Below are 17,808 nucleotides of genomic sequence, written 5' to 3'. Positions count from 1 at the left end.
GCTGACCGGGCTGACCGTGCTGACCCGGGGGACGACCCCCGGACCCCCAGCAGCGTCAGGTCCGCCCGTTGAACGCGTCCTTCAGCCGCGAGAACAACCCCTGCTGACCGGGCTGGAACTGGCCGGTGGGCCGTTCCTCGCCGCGCAGCTTGGCCAGTTCGCGCAGGAGCCGTTCCTGCTCCGCGTCGAGCTTGCCGGGGGTCTGCACCTCGACGTGCACGATCAGGTCGCCCCGGCCGTTGCCGCGCAGATGGGTGATGCCGCGGCCGTGCAGCGGGATCGACTGGCCGGACTGGGTGCCCGGCCGGACATCGATCTCCTCCAGGCCGTCGAGGGTCTGCAGCTGCACCTTGGTACCGAGCGCGGCCGCCGTCATCGGGAGCGTGACCGTGCAGTGCAGGTCGTCGCCGCGCCGCTGGAAGGTGTCGTGCGGGGTCTCGTGGATCTCGACGTACAGGTCGCCGGCGGGGCCGCCGCCGGGGCCGACCTCGCCCTCGCCCGCGAGCTGGATCCGGGTGCCGTTGTCGACACCGGCCGGGATCTTGACCGTCAGCGTCCGGCGCGAGCGCACGCGCCCGTCACCGGCGCACTCCGGGCACGGCGTCGGGACGACCGTGCCGAAGCCCTGGCACTGCGGGCAGGGGCGGGAGGTCATGACCTGGCCGAGGAACGACCGGGTGACCTGGGAAACCTCGCCGCGGCCGCGGCACATGTCACAGGTCTGCGCGGAGGTACCGGGTGCGGCACCCTCGCCCGAGCAGGTCGTACAGACGACCGCGGTGTCGACCTGGATGTCCTTGGTGGTGCCGAAGGCCGCCTCGTTGAGGTCGATCTCCAGCCGGATCATGGCGTCCTGGCCGCGGCGGGTCCGCGAGCGCGGGCCGCGCTGCGAGGCCGTACCGAAGAAGGCGTCCATGATGTCGGAGAAGTTGCCGAAGCCACCGGCCCCGAAGCCGCCCGCGCCGCCTCCGCCGGAGGCCGAGAGGGGGTCGCCACCCAGGTCGTAGACCTGCTTCTTCTGCGGGTCCGAGAGGACCTCGTAGGCGGCGTTGATCTCCTTGAAGCGTTCCTGCGTCTTCGGATCGGGATTGACGTCCGGGTGCAACTCGCGGGCGAGCCTCCGGAAAGCCTTCTTGATCTCGTCCTGGGAAGCGTCGCGGCGCACGCCGAGTACGGCGTAGTAGTCCGTGGCCACTTACGACTCCGCCAGGATCTGTCCGACGTAACGTGCCACTGCGCGTACCGCTCCCATCGTTCCGGGGTAGTCCATGCGGGTCGGTCCGACCACGCCGAGTTTGGCGACTGCCTCGCCGCCCGAACCGTAGCCGACCGAGACGACGGACGTGGAGCTCAGCCCCTCGTGGGCGTTCTCGTGCCCGATGCGTACGGTCATGCCCGATTCCTTGGCCTCGCCGAGCAGCTTGAGGAGGACGACCTGCTCCTCCAGGGCTTCAAGGACAGGCCTGATCATCAGGGGGAAGTCGGGTCCGAAGCGGGTGAGATTGGCGGTGCCGCCGATCATCAGCCGCTCCTCGTGCTCCTCGACCAGGGATTCGAGGAGGGTCGCGAGCACGGTGGTGACCGTGGCGCGGTCCTCGGTCTCCTCGAAGGACTCGGGGAGGTCCTGCACCAGCTGCGGCACGTCGGCGAACCGACGGCCCACCACCCGGCTGTTGAGCCGGGCCCGCAGATCGGCGAGGGAGGTCTCGCCGAAGGGCGCCGGGCAGTCGATGACACGCTGCTCGACGCGGCCGGTGTCGGTGATGAGCACCAGCATCAGGCGGGCGGGAGCCAGCGCGAGCAGCTCCACGTGCCGGACGGTCGAACGGGTCAGCGAGGGGTACTGGACGACGGCGACCTGACGGGTCAGCTGCGCGAGCAGCCGCACCGTGCGGCCGACGACGTCGTCCAGGTCCACCGCGCCGTCGAGGAAGTTGTGGATGGCCCGGCGCTCGGGCGTCGACAGCGGCTTGACGCCGGCGAGCCGGTCGACGAAGAGCCGGTAGCCCTTGTCGGTCGGGATGCGGCCGGCGCTGGTGTGAGGCTGGGCGATGAAGCCCTCCTCCTCGAGCACGGCCATGTCGTTGCGCACGGTGGCGGGCGAGACGCCGAGCTTGTGGCGCTCGGTGAGCGCCTTGGAGCCGACGGGCTCCTCCGTCCCGACGTAGTCCTGGACGATGGCGCGCAGGACCTCGAGTCTGCGTTCGCTGAGCATCGTGCGCACCTCCAGCTGTCGACGTCGTTCCGGTTGCTCCGCTTTTGGCACTCACCCTGCCCGAGTGCCAGCGATCCCCCGGCCAGTGTACGGCGGCGGGCGACGCTCCTGGCAAGGAGGCGGCGCCCCCACCGGCTAGCGTCGCCGTATGGACGTGGATTGGGAAGCGTACGGATGGGAGCGGCTCGCGAACGGGGTGGGCCGGCGACGGCTGCCCGGCTGGGACGCCACGGTCGGACTGGTACTGGGCGAACGGGCGGTGCTGCTGTACGACACGGGCTCCTCGCTCGCGGAGGGCGCCGAGCTGCGGACCCGGATCGCGGAGCTGACGGGCGGCCGGAGAGTGACGCACATCGCACTGAGCCACCCCCATTTCGACCATGTGCTGGGCACGGCGGCCTTCGCGGGCGCCGAGGTCTTCGGAGCGGTCGGCTCGGACGCGCTGCTCGGCGGGGCGCGGGCCCGCGAGGAGCTGCGCGGGGACGCGGTACGGCACGGGCTCGACGCGGCGGCGGCCGCGGAGGCGGCGGACGTCCTGGTGGCGCCCCGGCACGTGGTCTCCGGCGAGTGGACGCTCGACCTGGGCGGCCGGCAGGTCCTCCTGGCGAACGTCGGCCCCGGCCACACGGGCCACGACCTGGTGCTCCTGGTGCCGGGAGAGCGGGAGGTGGTCTTCTGCGGCGACCTGGTGGAGGAGTCGGGCGAGCCGCAGGCGGGCCCGGACGCGATCCCCTCCCGCTGGCCGGACGCCCTGGACCGGCTGCTGCGGCTCGGAGGCGAGGACGCGGTGTACGTACCGGGGCACGGGGCGGTGGTGGACGCCGCGTTCGTACGACTCCAACGGGAGGAGCTGGCAACGCGCTTCTCCGTCGCATAACGTCGCCCGAATGCGCAGCTACGACCCCGATCTCACGCCCGCCTGGAAGCGCTCGGCTCCCGTCCCGGAGGTGCCGGCCGACCGTGACCTGGTCGTCGAGGAGGTCACGACGGGCTTCTGCGGGGCGGTCATCCGCTGCGAGGCGGGCACGGTGACCCTGGAGGACCGCTTCGGCAAGCACCGGGTCTTCCCGCTGGACCCGCGCGGTTTCCTCCTGGAGGGCAGGGTGGTGACCCTGGTCCGCCCGTCCGCGGCCCCCACCCGTCCGACCCGCACGGCGTCGGGCTCGGTGGCGGTCCCTGGCGCACGCGCGCGCGTGGCGCGGGCGGGCCGGATCTATGTGGAGGGCCGCCACGACGCCGAGCTGGTGGAGCGGGTCTGGGGCGACGACCTGCGCATCGAGGGCGTGGTCGTGGAGTACCTGGAGGGCGTCGACGACCTGCCGGCGATCGTGGCGGAGTTCGCCCCGGCGCCGGACGCGCGCCTGGGGGTCCTGGTGGACCACCTGGTGCCGGGTTCGAAGGAGTCGAGGATCGCCGCCCAGGTGACCTCGCCCCACGTGTTGGTCGTGGGCCACCCGTACATCGACGTCTGGGAGGCGGTGAAGCCGTCGTCCCTGGGCATCCCGTCCTGGCCACGGATCCCGAGGGGCCAGGACTGGAAAACGGGCGTGTGCGAGGCCCTGGGCTGGCCGGAGAACACGGGAGCGGCCTGGCAGCACATCCTGTCGAGGGTCACCTCGTACAAGGACTTGGAACCGGCCCTCCTGGGCCGAGTAGAAGAACTGATCGACTTCGTGACGGCCCCATAGGCCCCCCCGTTGTGGGCAATCGTTCCGCTGGGGCGTGGGGGTCCCCCCGGACGGAGTCCGGGGGAGGGTGGGCACAACGGAACGGCGCCCTGGGCGGCGCCTCGCCCCCCGCGCCCGAACCTCAGTCCACCAGATCCCGCACGACCGCATCGGCGAGCAACCGCCCCCGCAGCGTCAGGACCGCGCGCCCGGCCTCGTACGGCTCGGGCGCGAGAAGCCCGTCCCCCAGCGCCCGCCCAGCCGCAGCAAGCCCCGCCGGCCGCAGCAGCGACAACTCGACACCCTCCCGAAGCCGCAACTCCAACAGCACCCGCTCCACCCGCCGGTCCTCCCCGGAGAGCAGCTCCCGCCCGGCACCCGGCGACCGCCCCCCGGCAAGCGCGGCCGCATACGCGCCAGGATGCTTCACGTTCCACCACCGCACGCCCCCCACGTGGCTGTGCGCCCCGGGACCGGCCCCCCACCAGTCCGCCCCGCGCCAGTACAGCTCGTTGTGGAGGCAGCGCCCGGCCTCCGAGGTGGCCCAGTTGGACACCTCGTACCACTCGAACCCGGCCTCGGCGAGCACGGAGTCCGCGATCAGATACCGGTCGGCGTGCACGTCGTCGTCGGTCATCGGCACTTCGCCGCGCCGGATCCGGCGGGCGAGCTGCGTCCCCTCCTCGACGATCAGGGCGTACGCGCTGACGTGGTCCGGCCCGGCGCCGATCACCGCGTCGAGCGAGGCCCGCCAGTCGTCGTCGGACTCCCCGGGCGTCCCGTAGATCAGGTCGAGGTTCACGTGCTCGAACCCGGCGGCCCGCGCCTCGGCGACGCACGCCTCGGGGCGCCCGGGCGTGTGCGTCCGGTCGAGGATCTTGAGGACGTGCTGCTTGGCGCTCTGCATGCCGAAGGAGATCCGGTTGAAGCCGCCGGCCCGGAGCTCCTCCAGGTACGCCGGGTTCACGGACTCCGGATTCGCCTCGGTAGTCACCTCGGCGTCGTCCGCGAGCCCGAACTCGTCGCGTACGGCCGCCAGCATCCGTACGAGATCACCGGCGGCGAGCAGCGTCGGCGTACCCCCGCCGACGAAGACGGTCCGCACCGGTCTGGGGTCGTCGCCGAGCACCTTCCGGGCGAGCCGGACCTCCTCGGCGACCTGCTCGGCGTAGTTGTCCCGGGAGGCGAGCACGCCCCCGGTCCCCCGCAGCTCGCTGGCCGTGTAGGTGTTGAAGTCGCAGTAGCCGCAGCGCGTGGCGCAGTACGGCACGTGCAGATAGAACCCGAGGGGCCGCTCGGCCGCCCCCTCCAGGGCGTGCGCGGGCAGCGCCCCGGTCTCGGGCACGGACTCACCATCGGGCAGTACGGAAGGCATGAGCCCCATTGTCCCGTACTGCCCGAGGTGCGCGTCCGGCCTGTGGACAACTTCTCCACAGGGTCGGGGTCAGGACTCCCGCGACCCGTTGTACATCTCCTCGATGAGGTGCTTGTACTCGCGCTCCACCACCGGTCGCTTCAGCTTCAGCGACGGCGTCAGCTCGCCGTGCTCGATGTCGAGGTCCCGGGGCAGCAGTCGGAACTTCTTGATCGTCTGCCAGCGCTGGAGGCCTTCGTTGAGGCGGTCGACGTAACCCTGGATCATCGCCACGGTCTGCGGGGCGGCGACGATCTCGGCGTACGGCTTGCCCGCGAGGTCGTGCTCGGCGGCCCAGCCGAGGAGGGAGGGCTCGTCGAGGGCGATCAGGGCGGTGCAGAAGTTCCGGTCGGCGCCGTGGACCAGGATGTTGGAGACGAACGGGCAGACGGCCTTGAACTGGCCCTCGACCTCGGCCGGCGCGATGTACTTGCCGCCGGACGTCTTGATCAGGTCCTTCTTGCGGTCGGTGATCCGGAGGTAGCCGTCGGCGGACAGCTCGCCGATGTCACCGGTGTGGAACCAGCCGTCGGACTCCAGGACCTCGACCGTCTTCTCGGGCAGGCCGTGGTAGCCCTCCATGATGCCGGGGCCGCGCAGCAGGATCTCGCCGTCATCGGCGATCCGGACCTCGGTGCCGGGGAGCGGCTTGCCGACGGTGCCGGTGCGGTAGGCCTCGCCCGGGTTGACGAAGGAGGCGGCGGAGGTCTCCGTGAGGCCGTAGCCCTCCAGGATGTGGATGCCGGCGCCGGAGAAGAAGTAGCCGATCTCGGGGGCGAGCGCGGCGGAGCCCGAGACGCAGGCGCGCAGGTTGCCGCCGAAGGCTTCGCGGATCTTGCTGTAGACGAGCGCGTCGGCGACCTTGTGCTTGGCGGTGAGGCCGAAGGGCGCGGAGGCGGTGCCCGTGCGGCGGAAGTTGTCCTGGCTGGCCTTGGCGTACTCGCGGGCGACGCCGGCCGCCCACTGGAAGATCTTGTACTTGGCTCCGCCGGCGGCGCGGGCCTTGGCGGCGACGCCGTTGTAGACCTTCTCGAAGATGCGGGGCACCGCGGCCATGTAGGTCGGCTGGACCACCGGCAGGTTCTCGATGATCTTCTCGACGCGGCCGTCGAGGGCGGTGACGTGCCCGACCTCGATCTGGCCGGAGGTGAGGACCTTGCCGAAGACGTGCGCGAGGGGCAGCCACAGGTACTGGACGTCGTCCTGGGTGACGAGGCCGGTGGCGGCGATGGCCTTGGCCATGTACGACCAGTTGTCGTGCGGGAGGCGGACGCCCTTGGGGCGGCCCGTGGTGCCGGAGGTGTAGATGAGGGTCGCGAGCTGGGTGGAGGTGATCGCCGCGACCCGCTCCTTGACGGCCTCGGGGTGCTTCTCCAGGTACGCCTTGCCGCGCGCCTCGAGCTCGGCGAGGGAGAGGACGAACTCACCGTCGCTCTCCACACCGGTGGCGTCGATGACGACCACGTGGTGGAGGTTCGGCAGGTCGGCGCGGCGCTCCACGGCCTTGGCGAGCTGGGCCGCGTCCTCGGCGATGAGGACCTTCGACTCGGAGTCGGAGAGGATGAACGCCGACTCCTCGGCGTTGGTCTGCGGGTAGACCGTGGTGGTCGCGGCTCCGGCGCACATCACGCCGAGGTCGGCGAGGACCCACTCGACGCGGGTGGAGGAGGCGAGGGCGACCCGCTCCTCGGACTGGACGCCGAGGTCGACGAGGCCGGCGGCGATCGCGTAGACCCGCTCGGCGGCCTGGCCCCAGCTGAGCGACTTCCAGTCGTCCGGGCCGGCGCCGGAGGCGGCGGGGACCGGGTACCGGTAGGCCTCCGCGTCCGGGGTCCGCTCGACGCGGTCAAGGAAGAGGGTCGCCACGGAGGGCGGCCGGTTCTCGATCTGGGTCTGTGTGTCGCTCACGACGTCCTCCGGGCGGCGGCGGTGCCTGCTGGTGGTTCGTAACTAACTGGCGAGTAACCTTCGAGCCGGGATCAGAGTAAAGCGCCGAGGTCCGGCGCGTAAGGGGCTGCAGGGCGTCGCTTCACGTCGCTTCAATAACGAACGGGCCCACGCGCGCGTGACGCGTGGACCCGTTCATTGCGCAGGGCAGCTACTCCGGCCCGTAGCCGCTCCTGGCGTTTCTTCCCTACTTCTTCTTGCCGGAGGACTCGTCGCTCGACAGGACGGCGATGAACGCCTCCTGCGGCACCTCCACCGAACCGACCATCTTCATGCGCTTCTTGCCTTCCTTCTGCTTCTCCAGCAGCTTCCGCTTACGGGAGATGTCACCGCCGTAGCACTTGGCGAGGACGTCCTTGCGGATGGCGCGGATGGTCTCGCGGGCGATGACCCGGGAGCCGATCGCGGCCTGGATCGGCACCTCGAAGGCCTGCCGCGGGATGAGCTCGCGCAGCTTCGCGACGAGCCGCACACCGTAGGCGTACGCGGCGTCCTTGTGGGTGACGGCGGAGAACGCGTCGACCTTGTCGCCGTGCAGCAGGATGTCGACCTTGACCAGGCTGGAGGCCTGCTCGCCGGTGGGCTCGTAGTCCAGGGAGGCGTAACCGCGCGTCTTGGACTTCAGCTGGTCGAAGAAGTCGAAGACGATCTCCGCGAGGGGCAGGGTGTAGCGGATCTCGACCCGGTCCTCGGAGAGGTAGTCCATGCCGATCAGCGTGCCGCGGCGGGTCTGGCAGAGCTCCATGATCGCGCCGATGAACTCGCTGGGGGCGAGGATCGTGGCGCGTACGACGGGCTCGTACACGTCGTCGATCTTGCCCTCGGGGAACTCGCTCGGGTTGGTGACGGTGTGCTCGCTGCCGTCCTCCATGACCACGCGGTAGACCACGTTGGGCGCGGTGGCGATGAGATCGAGCCCGAACTCGCGCTCGAGCCGCTCGCGGATCACGTCGAGGTGGAGCAGCCCCAGGAATCCGACGCGGAAGCCGAAGCCGAGCGCGGCGGAGGTCTCCGGCTCGTAGACGAGGGCGGCGTCGTTGAGCTGGAGCTTGTCGAGAGCCTCGCGGAGATCCGGGTACTCCGAGCCGTCCAGCGGGTAGAGGCCCGAGAACACCATCGGCTTCGGGTCCTTGTAGCCGCCGAGCGCCTCGGTGGCCCCCTTGTGCAGAGAGGTGATCGTGTCACCGACCTTGGACTGGCGGACGTCCTTCACACCGGTGATGAGGTAGCCGACCTCGCCGACGCCGAGACCGTCCGACGGCGTCATCTCCGGGGACGAGACGCCGATCTCCAGGAGCTCGTGGGTCGCGCCGGTCGACATCATCTTGATGCGCTCGCGCTTGTTGAGCTGGCCGTCGATGACTCGTACGTACGTCACCACACCCCGGTACGAGTCGTACACGGAGTCGAAGATCATCGCGCGGGCGGGGGCGTCGGCGACACCGACCGGCGCCGGAACGTCCCGGACGACACGGTCGAGCAGCGCCTCGACACCCATGCCGGTCTTCGCGGAGACCTTGAGGACGTCCTCGGGCTGGCAGCCGATGAGGTTGGCGAGCTCCTCGGAGAACTTCTCCGGCTGGGCGGCCGGCAGGTCGATCTTGTTCAGTACGGGAACGATGGTGAGGTCGTTCTCCATCGCCAGGTACAGGTTGGCCAGCGTCTGCGCCTCGATGCCCTGCGCCGCGTCGACCAGCAGGATCGTGCCCTCACAGGCGGCGAGCGACCGGGACACCTCATAGGTGAAGTCGACGTGCCCGGGGGTGTCGATCATGTTCAGGATGTGCGTGTCGCCCTGACCCGGCCCCTCGGTCGGCGCCCACGGCAGCCGGACCGCCTGGGACTTGATCGTGATGCCCCGCTCCCGCTCGATGTCCATGCGGTCGAGGTACTGGGCACGCATCTGCCGCTGGTCGACCACACCGGTCAGCTGGAGCATCCGGTCGGCGAGCGTGGACTTGCCGTGGTCGATGTGCGCGATGATGCAGAAGTTGCGGATCAGAGCCGGGGCGGTACGGCTCGGCTCGGGCACGTGGGGAGGAGTCGCGGGCACGCAGGGTCTCGTCTCGGGGCGATGTCGGATCGATACGTAGGCTCCATGGTCCCATGCCCGCCGCCCTGCGCCCGGTTTGGGCGGGCACGACGGTCGCTGATAGTGTGGACAGCTGTGTCTCGTGTGCCCTCTCAGCTGCGAGACGCATCCAGAAGGAACATCGAACCTGTAAAGGCTCTTTTCGTGGCGAACATCAAGTCCCAGATCAAGCGGAACAAGACGAACGAGAAGGCGCGCCTGCGCAACAAGGCCGTCAAGTCCTCGCTCAAGACCGCGATCCGCAAGGCCCGCGAGGCCGTCGCCGCGGGTGACGTCGAGAAGGCCACCGTGGCTTCTCGCGCCGCCTCCCGCGCGCTCGACAAGGCTGTCTCGAAGGGTGTCATCCACAAGAACGCCGCCGCCAACAAGAAGTCGGCGCTGGCCACCAAGGTTGCCGCTCTCCAGGGCTGAGCTCTGATGTAACCGGCCGTACGGGACCCAGCGGGCCCTCTCTCCCGCTCCCGCCCGGCCACCCAGGACTCGCACGCGGACGCGTTCGCCACGCGGGTGCGAGCCCACCCAGCTTGTACGACGAAGGCCCCGACAGCTCCTTCCCCAGGAGCTCCGGGGCCTTCGTCGTACGCCGGACCGGAGGGCACCGGCGGGGCCAGGCGCCCGAGAGGAGGGGCCCCGGGCAGGGCCGGACCGGCGCCAGCCGCCGCGCCCCGCGCGCGCCGCCCCGGCAATCCGCCCCCTACCGCCGCAACCGCGCCGCCCGCGCCACCGCGACCACCGCCTTCTCCAGGGCGTACTCCGGGTCGTCCCCGCCGCCCTTCACCCCCGCGTCCGCCTCCGCGATCGCGCGCAGCGCCAGCGACACCCCGTCCGGGGTCCAGCCCCGCATCTGCTGCCGCACACGGTCGATCTTCCAGGGCGGCATGCCCAGCTCCCGCGCGAGGTCCGCGGGCCGGCCGCCCCGCGCCGACGACAGCTTGCCGATCGCCCGTACGCCCTGCGCGAGCGCGCTCGTGACGAGCACCGGCGCGACCCCGGTCGAGAGCGACCAGCGCAGGGCCTCCAGGGCCTCCGCCGCCCGGCCCTCGACCGCGCGGTCCGCGATGTTGAAGGAGGAGGCCTCGGCGCGGCCCGTGTAGTACCGCCCGACGACGGCCTCGTCGATCGTCCCGTCGACGTCGGACGTGAGCTGCGCGACCGCGGACGCGAGCTCCCGCAGATCGCTGCCGATCGAGTCGACGAGCGCCTGGCAGGCCTCCGGCGTGGCCGCCCGGCCGAGAGCGCGGAACTCCTGCCGTACGAAGGTCAGCCGCTCCGCCGGCTTCGTGGTCTTCGGGCAGGCCACCTCCCGCGCCCCCGCCTTGCGCGCGGCGTCGAGCAGCCCCTTGCCCTTGGCACCGCCCGCGTGGAGCAGGACCAGCGAGATGTCCTCGATCGGGTCGTCCAGGTAGGCCTTGACGTCCTTGATCGTGTCGGCGGAGAGGTCCTGGGCGTTCCGCACGACCAGCACCTTGCGCTCGGCGAAGAGCGAGGGGCTGGTGAGCTCCGCCAGCGAGCCGGGCTGGAGCTGGTCGGACGTGAGGTCGCGCACGTCCGTGTCGGCGTCGGCGGCGCGGGCGGCCGCCACCACCTCCTGGACGACGCGGTCGAGGAGCAGGTCCTCCTGCCCCACGGCGAGCGTCACGGGGCCGAGGAGGTCGTCGGGGGAAGTCTTTCTGGTGGCCATCGCGATCCAGCATCCCACGGGCCACTGACAGCGATGCCCGAGAATGGCGGGGTGAGCGAACGACACGTACTCGTACTTCCCGACCGCGACGCCGCCGAGGAGATCGCCGGCGAGCTCCCCGACCGTTTCGGCGTGGCCGAGGAACCGCAGCTCCTACGGGACGCCCTGGCCGGCGAGGACGACGCCGAGGACGCCCAGTGGCTGGTGGTCGTCGAGGACCCGGAGGGCCGCCTGGACCCGGCGGCCCTTGACGGCCTCGCCGCCGAGTACGACGGCTGGCTGGAGGCGCAGTAGCGTCGCCGCAACGGGCGCCGGGGGCGCCTCCGGCCGACTACCCGACGGCCGTCGTCTCCCCTTCCCGCGTGGGCAGTTCCCGCATGCGCGGCAGCGGCGAGGGCAGCAGCCACAGCACCGCGAGGACAGCGCCCCCGGTGGCGATCCACAGGGTCGGGCGCAGCCCGATCGTGGTGCCGAGCAGACCGCCGACGAGCGCGCCGATCGGACGGAACCCGTGGTTGAGTGTCCGGAACGCGCCCATGACCCGGGCCCGGATCTTGTCCGGGATCAGCGCCATCTGGATCGATCCCGCGGCGATGTCCAGGATCATCACGCCCACGCAGGACAGGAACTCCGCCAGGAACATCACGGACACCACCAGCGGGAGCGGCCCGCCGGCCAGGGGTATCAGCAGCAGGGGCAGCGCGAATCCGACGTAGCCGACGACGAGTGAGGCGCCGATGCCGATCCTTCGGACGACCGCCCCGCTGCACGCCGCCCCGAGGAGACCGCCCACAGCTCCGGCGCCGAGGATCAGCCCGAGCAGCCCGGCGCCGATGCCGAGTTCGGTGGTCACGTAGAGCACGAAGAGGGTGTGGAACATGTAGTTGAAGAACTGGACCGTTCCCGCGGAGGCGAACAGCGCCCGCATCGAGGGCTCCCGCAGCAGCCACCGCAGCCCCTCGGTGAAGTGGCCCTTGACCACGGGGGCGGGCGCGGGTTCGACCGGCTTGATCCGGGCCAGGTATCCGGCCGACACCAGATAGGTGAGGGCGTCCGCGAGCAGGGCGAAGGGTGCGGTGAGGAACTGCACCAGGAGGCCGCCGATCCCGGGCCCCGCCAGCCAGGCCGTCGAGCGGCTGCCGTTGACCAGCGCGTTCGCCTGCACATAGCTCTCGGTGGGCACGAGCGCCACGAACAGCGTCGCGTTGCACACCTCGAAGAGCACGGTGAGCGCGCCGACCCCGAAGGCCACCACGTACAGCTGGGTGAGCGTCAGCGCGTCCAGGACGTAGGCCACGGGCAGCGTCAGGACCAGCGCGGCCCTGCCGAGGTCGGCCACGATCATGGCGCGTCTGCGGCTCGCCTGCCGGTCGGCCCAGGCTCCGAGCGGCAGGTTGAGCAGGAGGGCGGGCAGGAGTTCGATGGCCTTGAGCCAGCCCATCGCCGCGGCGTCGGCGCCGAGGACCAGGACGGCCGCGAGCGGGATCGCCATCAGCGATATCTGGTCGCCTGCGAGCGAGATGGTCTGCCCGGTCCAGTAGCGCCGGAAAGACCGCTCGCGCAGCAGCGGCGGTACGCGTTCCACGAGAGCCACCGTCTCTACTCCTCTTCGCTGTCGGGGATGTCCTGGTCCAGGTAGGCGATCCGCAGGACGGTGACGGGCCTGGCGCCCTCGGGCCGCAGGGACGGGTCGGCCGCGCGTGCCTCGTAGGGCCGGAGCAGCGCGTCGATCCGCTCTCCGAGGCCGGTCAGCTCCTCGGGGGTGAGGTGGAGCAGCGAGTCGCCGAACTCCTCTGCCTCCCGCCACTCCCTCGGCAGCCGGTGCCGGTTCTCCATGGCCCGGGTGACCCGCTCGAAGTACCGCTCGGCGACGGCCGCGCCCAGCGCGTCGGCCGCCTCCGCGACCGTCGCGTCCTCGCTGTACTCCGGCCACTCCGTGTACCGGGCCGTGGCCCGCCAGGGCTTCTCCCGCCCCCGGCCGCCCGGCGCCTCCTCCACCAGCCCGTACTTGGCGAGTATCCGCAGGTGGTAGGAGCAGCTGGCCACGGACTCCCCGGTCAGCTCGGCGGCGCGGGTGGCGGTGAAGGGTCCGCTGCTGCGCAGCAGGCCCACCAGGGACATCCGCAGGGGGTGGGCGTAGGCCCGCAGGGCTCGCGGGTCGGTGAGTCGGATGCTGCGGGGCTGCTGCTCACCCTCGGATGACGCGTCACTGATCTCCGGCATGTTGAAAAGATATCTTTAGAAAGACTCCTTTACAAGGGTTCCTTTACACGCGCCCCTGCCCAGCACCCGCCCTCGTCCTCACCCCCCTCCCGGTACGGCCACCAGCCCGCGCCCCGCCCCCGCCACCGCGATCGCCCCGTCACGATCGGTCCGCAGCACCCGCGCCCCTCCGGCCCGCAACGACTCCACGGTCCGGGGCGAGGGGTGTCCATATGGGTTGTCGCTCCCCGTGGACACCAGCGCGAGCCGCGGCCGTACGGCCCGTATCAGCGCGGGATCCTGGTGGGCCGACCCATGGTGAGCCACCTTGAGCACATCCACCGGACCGAGCCCCGGATGGGCCTGCAGCAGGGCCCGCTGGGCCGGTGGTTCCAGATCGCCGAGCAGCAGCAGGGTCACCCCTCCGGCGGTCCGGGCGAGCAGCGTGACACTGGCGTCGTTCGGCCCGGCGGAACTCTCTCCTCCCTCCGCCTCCGGCCAGAGCACCCGCCATTCCAGCGCCCCGGCTCTCCGCTCCTCTCCTGCCTCCGCCCGGATCAGCGGCACCCGCGCGGCCGCCGCCGTCCGCCGTACGAACCGGGCCTGGGCGGGCGGCTCTTCAAGACCCGTCGTCTGGATCGCCCCCACCGACCGCCCCCGCAAGACCCCCGGCAGTCCGGCCACGTGGTCGGCGTGGAAATGGGTCAGCATCAGCAACGGCACCCGCCGCACCCCCAGTTCACGCAGGCACCGGTCCACGGCTACGGGGTCGGGGCCCGCGTCCACCACGACAGCCGCGTCCCCGCCCGCCGCCAGCACCGTCGCATCGCCCTGCCCCACCTGGCACATCGCGAACACCCAGCCCGGCGGCGGCCACCCGGTGACCCACCGGGCAATCGGCACCGGTCTCGCCACCACGAGCAGGAGCGCGACGGCGACGAGCACGCCGACCGGCCCCCGGTGCGGCAGCTTGCGCACCCCGAGCACCACCAGAGCGGTGAGCAGCGCGAGGGCGAGACCGCCCCACCACCCGCCGGGCCAGGACAACTCCGCCCCCGGCAGGGCCGCTCCGGTACGGGCCACCCACGCGATCCACCCGGCCGGCCACCCCGCCACCCACGCCAGGCCCTCCGCGACCGGCTCCCAGATCGCCGCGAGGGCGAGCGCGGCGAAGCCGAACACCGTCGCGGGCGCCACCGCGAGCTCGGCGAACAGGTTCGCCGGAATCGCCACCAGGCTCACCCGGGCGGCGAACACCACCACGACGGGAGCGCACACCGCCTGCGCCGCAAGGGAGGCGGCCAGCGCCTCCGCCAGTCCGCCCGGCACCCGGCGCCGCCGCAGCGCCTCGCTCCACCGCGGGGCGACCGTGAGCAGGGCGCCGGTGGCGAGGACCGACAGCAGGAAGCCGTAACTCCGTGCGAGCCAGGGGTCGTAGAGCACCAGGAGGAGGACCGCGGCGGCCAGGGCGGGAATCAGCGATCTGCGGCGCCCGGTACCGATCGCGAGGAGCACGATCAGCCCGCAGGCGGCGGCGCGCAGCACGCTGGGGTCGGGTCGGCAGACGACCACGAAGGCGAGTGTCAGCGCTCCTCCGGCCAGGGCGGTGGCCCGCAGCGACATCCCCAGCCGGGGCGCGAGCCCGCCCCGTTCCACCTGATGGGCCCTCCCCGGCCGGCCGACGAGCAGGAGCAGGACGATCGAAAGGTTGCTCCCTGAGACGGCGAGGAGGTGCGTGAGATCGGTGGCCTCGAAGGCGTCCCGCAGCTCGGGCCCGATCCGGGAGGTGTCCCCGACCACCAGGCCGGGCAGCAGGGCCCGCGCGTCCGGGTCGAGCCCCTCGGTCGCCCGCCGCAGCCCGGCACGGAGTTCCCCCGCCGTCCGTTGGAGCGCGCTCGGAGGGCCGAGGATGCGAGGCGGCCCTGCCCCGTCGACCTTGAGCACCGCGGCGAAGGGTTCGCCGGAGCGGAACGGCGGCGCGAGCCGGGCGCCGACCCTCAGCCGGGTGGAGGGCAGGAGCCGCAACCACTCCTCCCGCCCCTCCCCGGGCGGCACGATCAGCAGAACCGGCGCCCGCGTCCGGTGCACCGATCCGTCCCGGCTCTCGGCCCGGGTCACCTCTCCGTCCAGGACGACGGAGACCGGAACCGTCTCACTGCCCCGCACGCGCGGCCGGGTGAGCCGGGGATCGGACCTCACCGTCACTTCCAACTGCGCCCGCGCGTACTCCCGTGCCAGGGCCGGCACGGGACCCCGCCGCAGGTCCGCCGCGTGCAGCCCCGCCGAGGCGGCCCCCGCCGCGGCACACAGCAGGACCCCCGCGCAGGCCGTCGCCCGCAACCGCCACCCGGGCACCCCTCGCACGACTTCCTGGCCGCCGAACCATCGGGCCGAAGCCGGCGTCGACAAGGCGGCGGCTCCCACCAGGCAGACCGCGACACCGGCCACCGTCCACCAGCCGGTGGCACCCACCGCACAGGCCGCCGCCACCCAGGCCGCCACCGCGAGCGGAACGAGCCGGAGATCCATGGGACCCTCCTCCCACGGGCGTTCCGGGGCCTCCCGCTCCTCGGCCGTCGTCTCGCCGCGGCTCATGGCCGGACCAGCGGTTGGAGGTCCGCGAACCTGCGCTCGCCGATGCCGTTGACCTCACGCAACTCCCCGACCGACCGGAAGCCGCCGTGTGCCGCGCGATGGTCGACGATGTGCCGGGCGAGGACCGGGCCGACACCCGGAAGGGTGTCGAGCTGCTCCACCGTGGCCGTGTTGAGGCTCAACGGCACCCCGGACCCACCACCGCCGCCCGCTCCGCCCGCCGGCCCGGAGCCGGATCCGGAGCCGCCGGCCGGCGCCCCCGGAAGGCCGACGAGAACCTGCTCACCGTCGAACAGGACACGGGCCCGGTTGATCCCGGTGAGATCGGCGTCGGGCTTCGCCCCGCCCGCGGCGCGCAGGGCGTCCGCCACCCGCGAGCCGGCGGGCAGGGTCAGCACCCCCGGCCTGCGTACCTTGCCGCCGACGTCGACGATCACCCGCGCGCCGCCCGCCGCGGATCCCGCACCGGGGCCGGGCCCGGCCCGCGTCGCGGGCGCCGCCGCCACGGGGACGGCACGGACGAGTTCCGGCGCACGCACCGGCTCCGGCCGCCCCGCCCAGAAGTAGCCGCCCGCGAGCCCCGCCGCCACGACCAGGATCACCGTCAGCGCGGCCAGCGCCCTCGGTTCGAGCCCGCACCGCGTCTGCACCCACACCGGGGCCCGTTCCCGCAGCGCCGCCGCCAGCCGCTCCCGCACCCCACCCGGGGAACCACGCTCCGGCGCCTCGGGGACTTCCGGCGCCTCCCGGACCTCCGGCGGTTCCGGCAGCCACGGCTCGGCGGCCGCCGACGCCGAGCGCGGGAACAGGGCGTCCCCCCGACGCCGTACGACCGCCTCGGGAACCGCGGCGGCCCTCCTGATCCGCGTCCGCGTCCTGGCCCGCCCAGAAGGCGCGCCCCGCGCCCCGGTGCGGCTCCGCCCGTCGGAACCCCGCGCCCTGCCGGGTCCGCTGGACGGAGCGCCCGCCGTGCCCAGGACGTCGGGGGTGGTCGATGCGATACGTGTACGAAGAGTCATGCGGCTGACGGTAGGGATCACCGCGGTCCCGTGCGGAACTCACTCACGTTCCGTGGATGGCGGCCACCCTGTGGAAAACTCCGTCACCCTCACGGGGGACGGCCCCGTTCAGCGCGGCGACACGACGACCGCGAGCAGTCCAGGCCCGGTGTGCGCGCCGATGACCGCACCCACCTCGCTGACCTGGAGGTCCACCATGCCCGGTACCCGCTCCTCCAGCCGTTCGGCGAGAGCCGCGGCCCGTTCGGGTGCGGAGAGGTGGTGGACGGCGATGTCGACGGCGCCGGAACCGGCGCGCTCCACGGCGATCTCCTCAAGCCGTGCGATGGCCTTCGAGGCCGTCCGCACCTTCTCCCGCAGTTCGATGCGCCCGCCGCCGAGTTCGAGGAGCGGCTTCACCGCGAACGCGGAGCCGAGCAGCGCCTGCGCCGCCCCGATACGCCCACCGCGACGCAGATGGTCCAGGGTGTCGACGTAGAAGTAGGCGGAGGTCCCGGCCGCGCGTTTCTCGGCAGCCGCGACCGCCTCGTCCAGCGAGCCGCCCGCCTCCGCGGCCTGCGCCGCGGCCAGCACACAGAAGCCGAGCGCCATGCCCATCATGCGGGTGTCCACGACCCGCACGGGCACAGGAGCGTCCTTCGCGGCCAGTACGGCCGCGTCGTAGGTCCCGGAGACCTCGGCGGACAGATGGAGCGAGACGACACCCCGCGCCCCGGCCTCGGCGGCCGCGCGGTAGGCCTCGGCGAAGATCTCGGGGCTCGGCCGTGAGGTGGTGACGGACCGCTTCTTCTGGAGGGCCTCGACGAGGGCCCTGGCCGAGATCTCAGTGCCTTCCTCAAGGGCTCGGTCGCCGATGACGACGGTCAGCGGGACCGCGGTGATGGCGTGCCGCTCCCTCACCTGACGTGGCAGGTAGGCCGTGGAATCGGTGACGATCGCGACATGCCGGGACATGAGCGGGAGGTTACCCGTCAGG

Annotated in this window: 15 protein-coding genes; 4 read left to right on the top strand and 11 right to left on the bottom strand. The window is 72.2% G+C overall.

Annotated elements, in window-relative coordinates:
• Positions 1 to 55: 55 nt before the first annotated feature.
• Together dnaJ and hrcA are read right to left on the bottom strand one after the other, a co-directional pair.
• Entirely contained in the window at positions 56 to 1,195 is a 1,140-nt protein-coding gene (gene dnaJ / locus ABT034_RS01565; protein ID WP_351210050.1) for a molecular chaperone DnaJ, read from the bottom strand.
• Positions 1,196 to 2,215 carry a heat-inducible transcriptional repressor HrcA gene (gene hrcA, locus ABT034_RS01560; RefSeq protein ID WP_351210048.1) on the bottom strand — a complete coding sequence of 340 codons (1,020 nt, stop codon included), beginning with the start codon at positions 2,213 to 2,215 and terminating at the stop codon, positions 1,196 to 1,198.
• Positions 2,216 to 2,363: 148 nt separating this feature from the next.
• Here hrcA and ABT034_RS01555 point away from each other — a divergent pair, with 148 nt between their 5' ends.
• Together ABT034_RS01555 and ABT034_RS01550 are read left to right on the top strand one after the other, a co-directional pair.
• The gene (locus ABT034_RS01555) at positions 2,364 to 3,092 is read left to right on the top strand and encodes an MBL fold metallo-hydrolase (RefSeq protein WP_351210046.1); all 729 of its coding nucleotides are present in this window, start codon (positions 2,364 to 2,366) and stop codon (positions 3,090 to 3,092) included.
• A gap of 10 nt (positions 3,093 to 3,102) precedes the next feature.
• Positions 3,103 to 3,903 carry a DUF3097 domain-containing protein gene (locus tag ABT034_RS01550; RefSeq protein WP_351210044.1) on the top strand — a complete coding sequence of 267 codons (801 nt, stop codon included), beginning with the start codon at positions 3,103 to 3,105 and terminating at the stop codon, positions 3,901 to 3,903.
• A gap of 121 nt (positions 3,904 to 4,024) precedes the next feature.
• Here ABT034_RS01550 and hemW read toward each other — a convergent pair whose 3' ends face one another.
• The 3 genes from hemW to lepA form a co-directional block, all read right to left on the bottom strand.
• Positions 4,025 to 5,266 (bottom strand): radical SAM family heme chaperone HemW, encoded by a 1,242-nt coding sequence (gene hemW, locus ABT034_RS01545; RefSeq protein WP_351210042.1) that lies wholly within the window; start codon positions 5,264 to 5,266, stop codon positions 4,025 to 4,027.
• A gap of 60 nt (positions 5,267 to 5,326) precedes the next feature.
• Entirely contained in the window at positions 5,327 to 7,204 is a 1,878-nt protein-coding gene (locus ABT034_RS01540) for an AMP-dependent synthetase/ligase (protein WP_351210040.1), read from the bottom strand.
• 226 nt (positions 7,205 to 7,430) lie between these two features.
• Positions 7,431 to 9,296 (bottom strand): translation elongation factor 4, encoded by a 1,866-nt coding sequence (gene lepA / locus ABT034_RS01535; RefSeq protein WP_351210038.1) that lies wholly within the window; start codon positions 9,294 to 9,296, stop codon positions 7,431 to 7,433.
• 183 nt (positions 9,297 to 9,479) lie between these two features.
• Here lepA and rpsT point away from each other — a divergent pair, with 183 nt between their 5' ends.
• Positions 9,480 to 9,746 (top strand): 30S ribosomal protein S20, encoded by a 267-nt coding sequence (gene rpsT / locus ABT034_RS01530; RefSeq protein WP_030317512.1) that lies wholly within the window; start codon positions 9,480 to 9,482, stop codon positions 9,744 to 9,746.
• 283 nt (positions 9,747 to 10,029) lie between these two features.
• Here the strand turns inward: rpsT and holA are convergent, their stop codons facing one another.
• The gene (holA, locus tag ABT034_RS01525) at positions 10,030 to 11,016 is read right to left on the bottom strand and encodes a DNA polymerase III subunit delta (protein WP_351210035.1); all 987 of its coding nucleotides are present in this window, start codon (positions 11,014 to 11,016) and stop codon (positions 10,030 to 10,032) included.
• 33 nt (positions 11,017 to 11,049) lie between these two features.
• On the opposite strand from holA, the gene ABT034_RS01520 reads away from it, so the two are divergent.
• Entirely contained in the window at positions 11,050 to 11,310 is a 261-nt protein-coding gene (locus ABT034_RS01520) for a hypothetical protein (RefSeq protein ID WP_502972768.1), read from the top strand.
• A gap of 37 nt (positions 11,311 to 11,347) precedes the next feature.
• Here the strand turns inward: ABT034_RS01520 and ABT034_RS01515 are convergent, their stop codons facing one another.
• The 5 genes from ABT034_RS01515 to ABT034_RS01495 form a co-directional block, all read right to left on the bottom strand.
• Complete coding sequence (locus tag ABT034_RS01515) at positions 11,348 to 12,610, bottom strand: MFS transporter (RefSeq protein ID WP_351210031.1); 1,263 nt, start codon at positions 12,608 to 12,610, stop codon at positions 11,348 to 11,350.
• Between the two features lie 5 nt (positions 12,611 to 12,615).
• A complete protein-coding gene (locus tag ABT034_RS01510) occupies positions 12,616 to 13,239 on the bottom strand; it encodes a winged helix-turn-helix domain-containing protein (RefSeq protein WP_351210029.1) in 624 nt (207 codons plus the stop codon).
• 78 nt (positions 13,240 to 13,317) lie between these two features.
• Positions 13,318 to 15,813, bottom strand: a complete 2,496-nt coding sequence (locus tag ABT034_RS01505) for a ComEC/Rec2 family competence protein (protein WP_351210027.1) — start codon at positions 15,811 to 15,813, stop codon at positions 13,318 to 13,320.
• Complete coding sequence (locus tag ABT034_RS01500) at positions 15,810 to 16,832, bottom strand: ComEA family DNA-binding protein (protein WP_351210025.1); 1,023 nt, start codon at positions 16,830 to 16,832, stop codon at positions 15,810 to 15,812. Before ABT034_RS01500 ends, ABT034_RS01505 begins: the two co-directional genes overlap by 4 nt.
• A 108-nt stretch (positions 16,833 to 16,940) precedes the next feature.
• Positions 16,941 to 17,786, bottom strand: a complete 846-nt coding sequence (locus ABT034_RS01495) for a DegV family protein (RefSeq protein WP_351210023.1) — start codon at positions 17,784 to 17,786, stop codon at positions 16,941 to 16,943.
• Positions 17,787 to 17,808 lie beyond the last annotated feature (22 nt).

Source organism: Streptomyces sp. NPDC002773 (genome assembly GCF_040295605.1).
Taxonomy (GTDB): Bacteria; Actinomycetota; Actinomycetes; order Streptomycetales; family Streptomycetaceae; genus Streptomyces.
The sequence above is the reverse complement of the archived record's forward strand: the minus strand, read 5'-3'. Positions and strand labels throughout refer to the sequence as shown.

What these genes read in the sequence shown, in the direction of transcription:
- ABT034_RS01505 (WP_351210027.1), bottom strand. Translation starts at nt 15,813, where the DNA reads ATGAGCCGCGGCGAGACGACGGCCGAGGAGCGGGAGGCCCCGGAACGC.
- ABT034_RS01555 (WP_351210046.1), top strand. Translation starts at nt 2,364, where the DNA reads ATGGACGTGGATTGGGAAGCGTACGGATGGGAGCGGCTCGCGAACGGG.
- hemW (WP_351210042.1), bottom strand. Translation starts at nt 5,266, where the DNA reads ATGGGGCTCATGCCTTCCGTACTGCCCGATGGTGAGTCCGTGCCCGAG.
- ABT034_RS01520 (WP_502972768.1), top strand. Translation starts at nt 11,050, where the DNA reads ATGCCCGAGAATGGCGGGGTGAGCGAACGACACGTACTCGTACTTCCC.
- ABT034_RS01500 (WP_351210025.1), bottom strand. Translation starts at nt 16,832, where the DNA reads ATGACTCTTCGTACACGTATCGCATCGACCACCCCCGACGTCCTGGGC.
- ABT034_RS01495 (WP_351210023.1), bottom strand. Translation starts at nt 17,786, where the DNA reads ATGTCCCGGCATGTCGCGATCGTCACCGATTCCACGGCCTACCTGCCA.
- hrcA (WP_351210048.1), bottom strand. Translation starts at nt 2,215, where the DNA reads ATGCTCAGCGAACGCAGACTCGAGGTCCTGCGCGCCATCGTCCAGGAC.
- holA (WP_351210035.1), bottom strand. Translation starts at nt 11,016, where the DNA reads ATGGCCACCAGAAAGACTTCCCCCGACGACCTCCTCGGCCCCGTGACG.
- ABT034_RS01510 (WP_351210029.1), bottom strand. Translation starts at nt 13,239, where the DNA reads ATGCCGGAGATCAGTGACGCGTCATCCGAGGGTGAGCAGCAGCCCCGC.
- ABT034_RS01550 (WP_351210044.1), top strand. Translation starts at nt 3,103, where the DNA reads ATGCGCAGCTACGACCCCGATCTCACGCCCGCCTGGAAGCGCTCGGCT.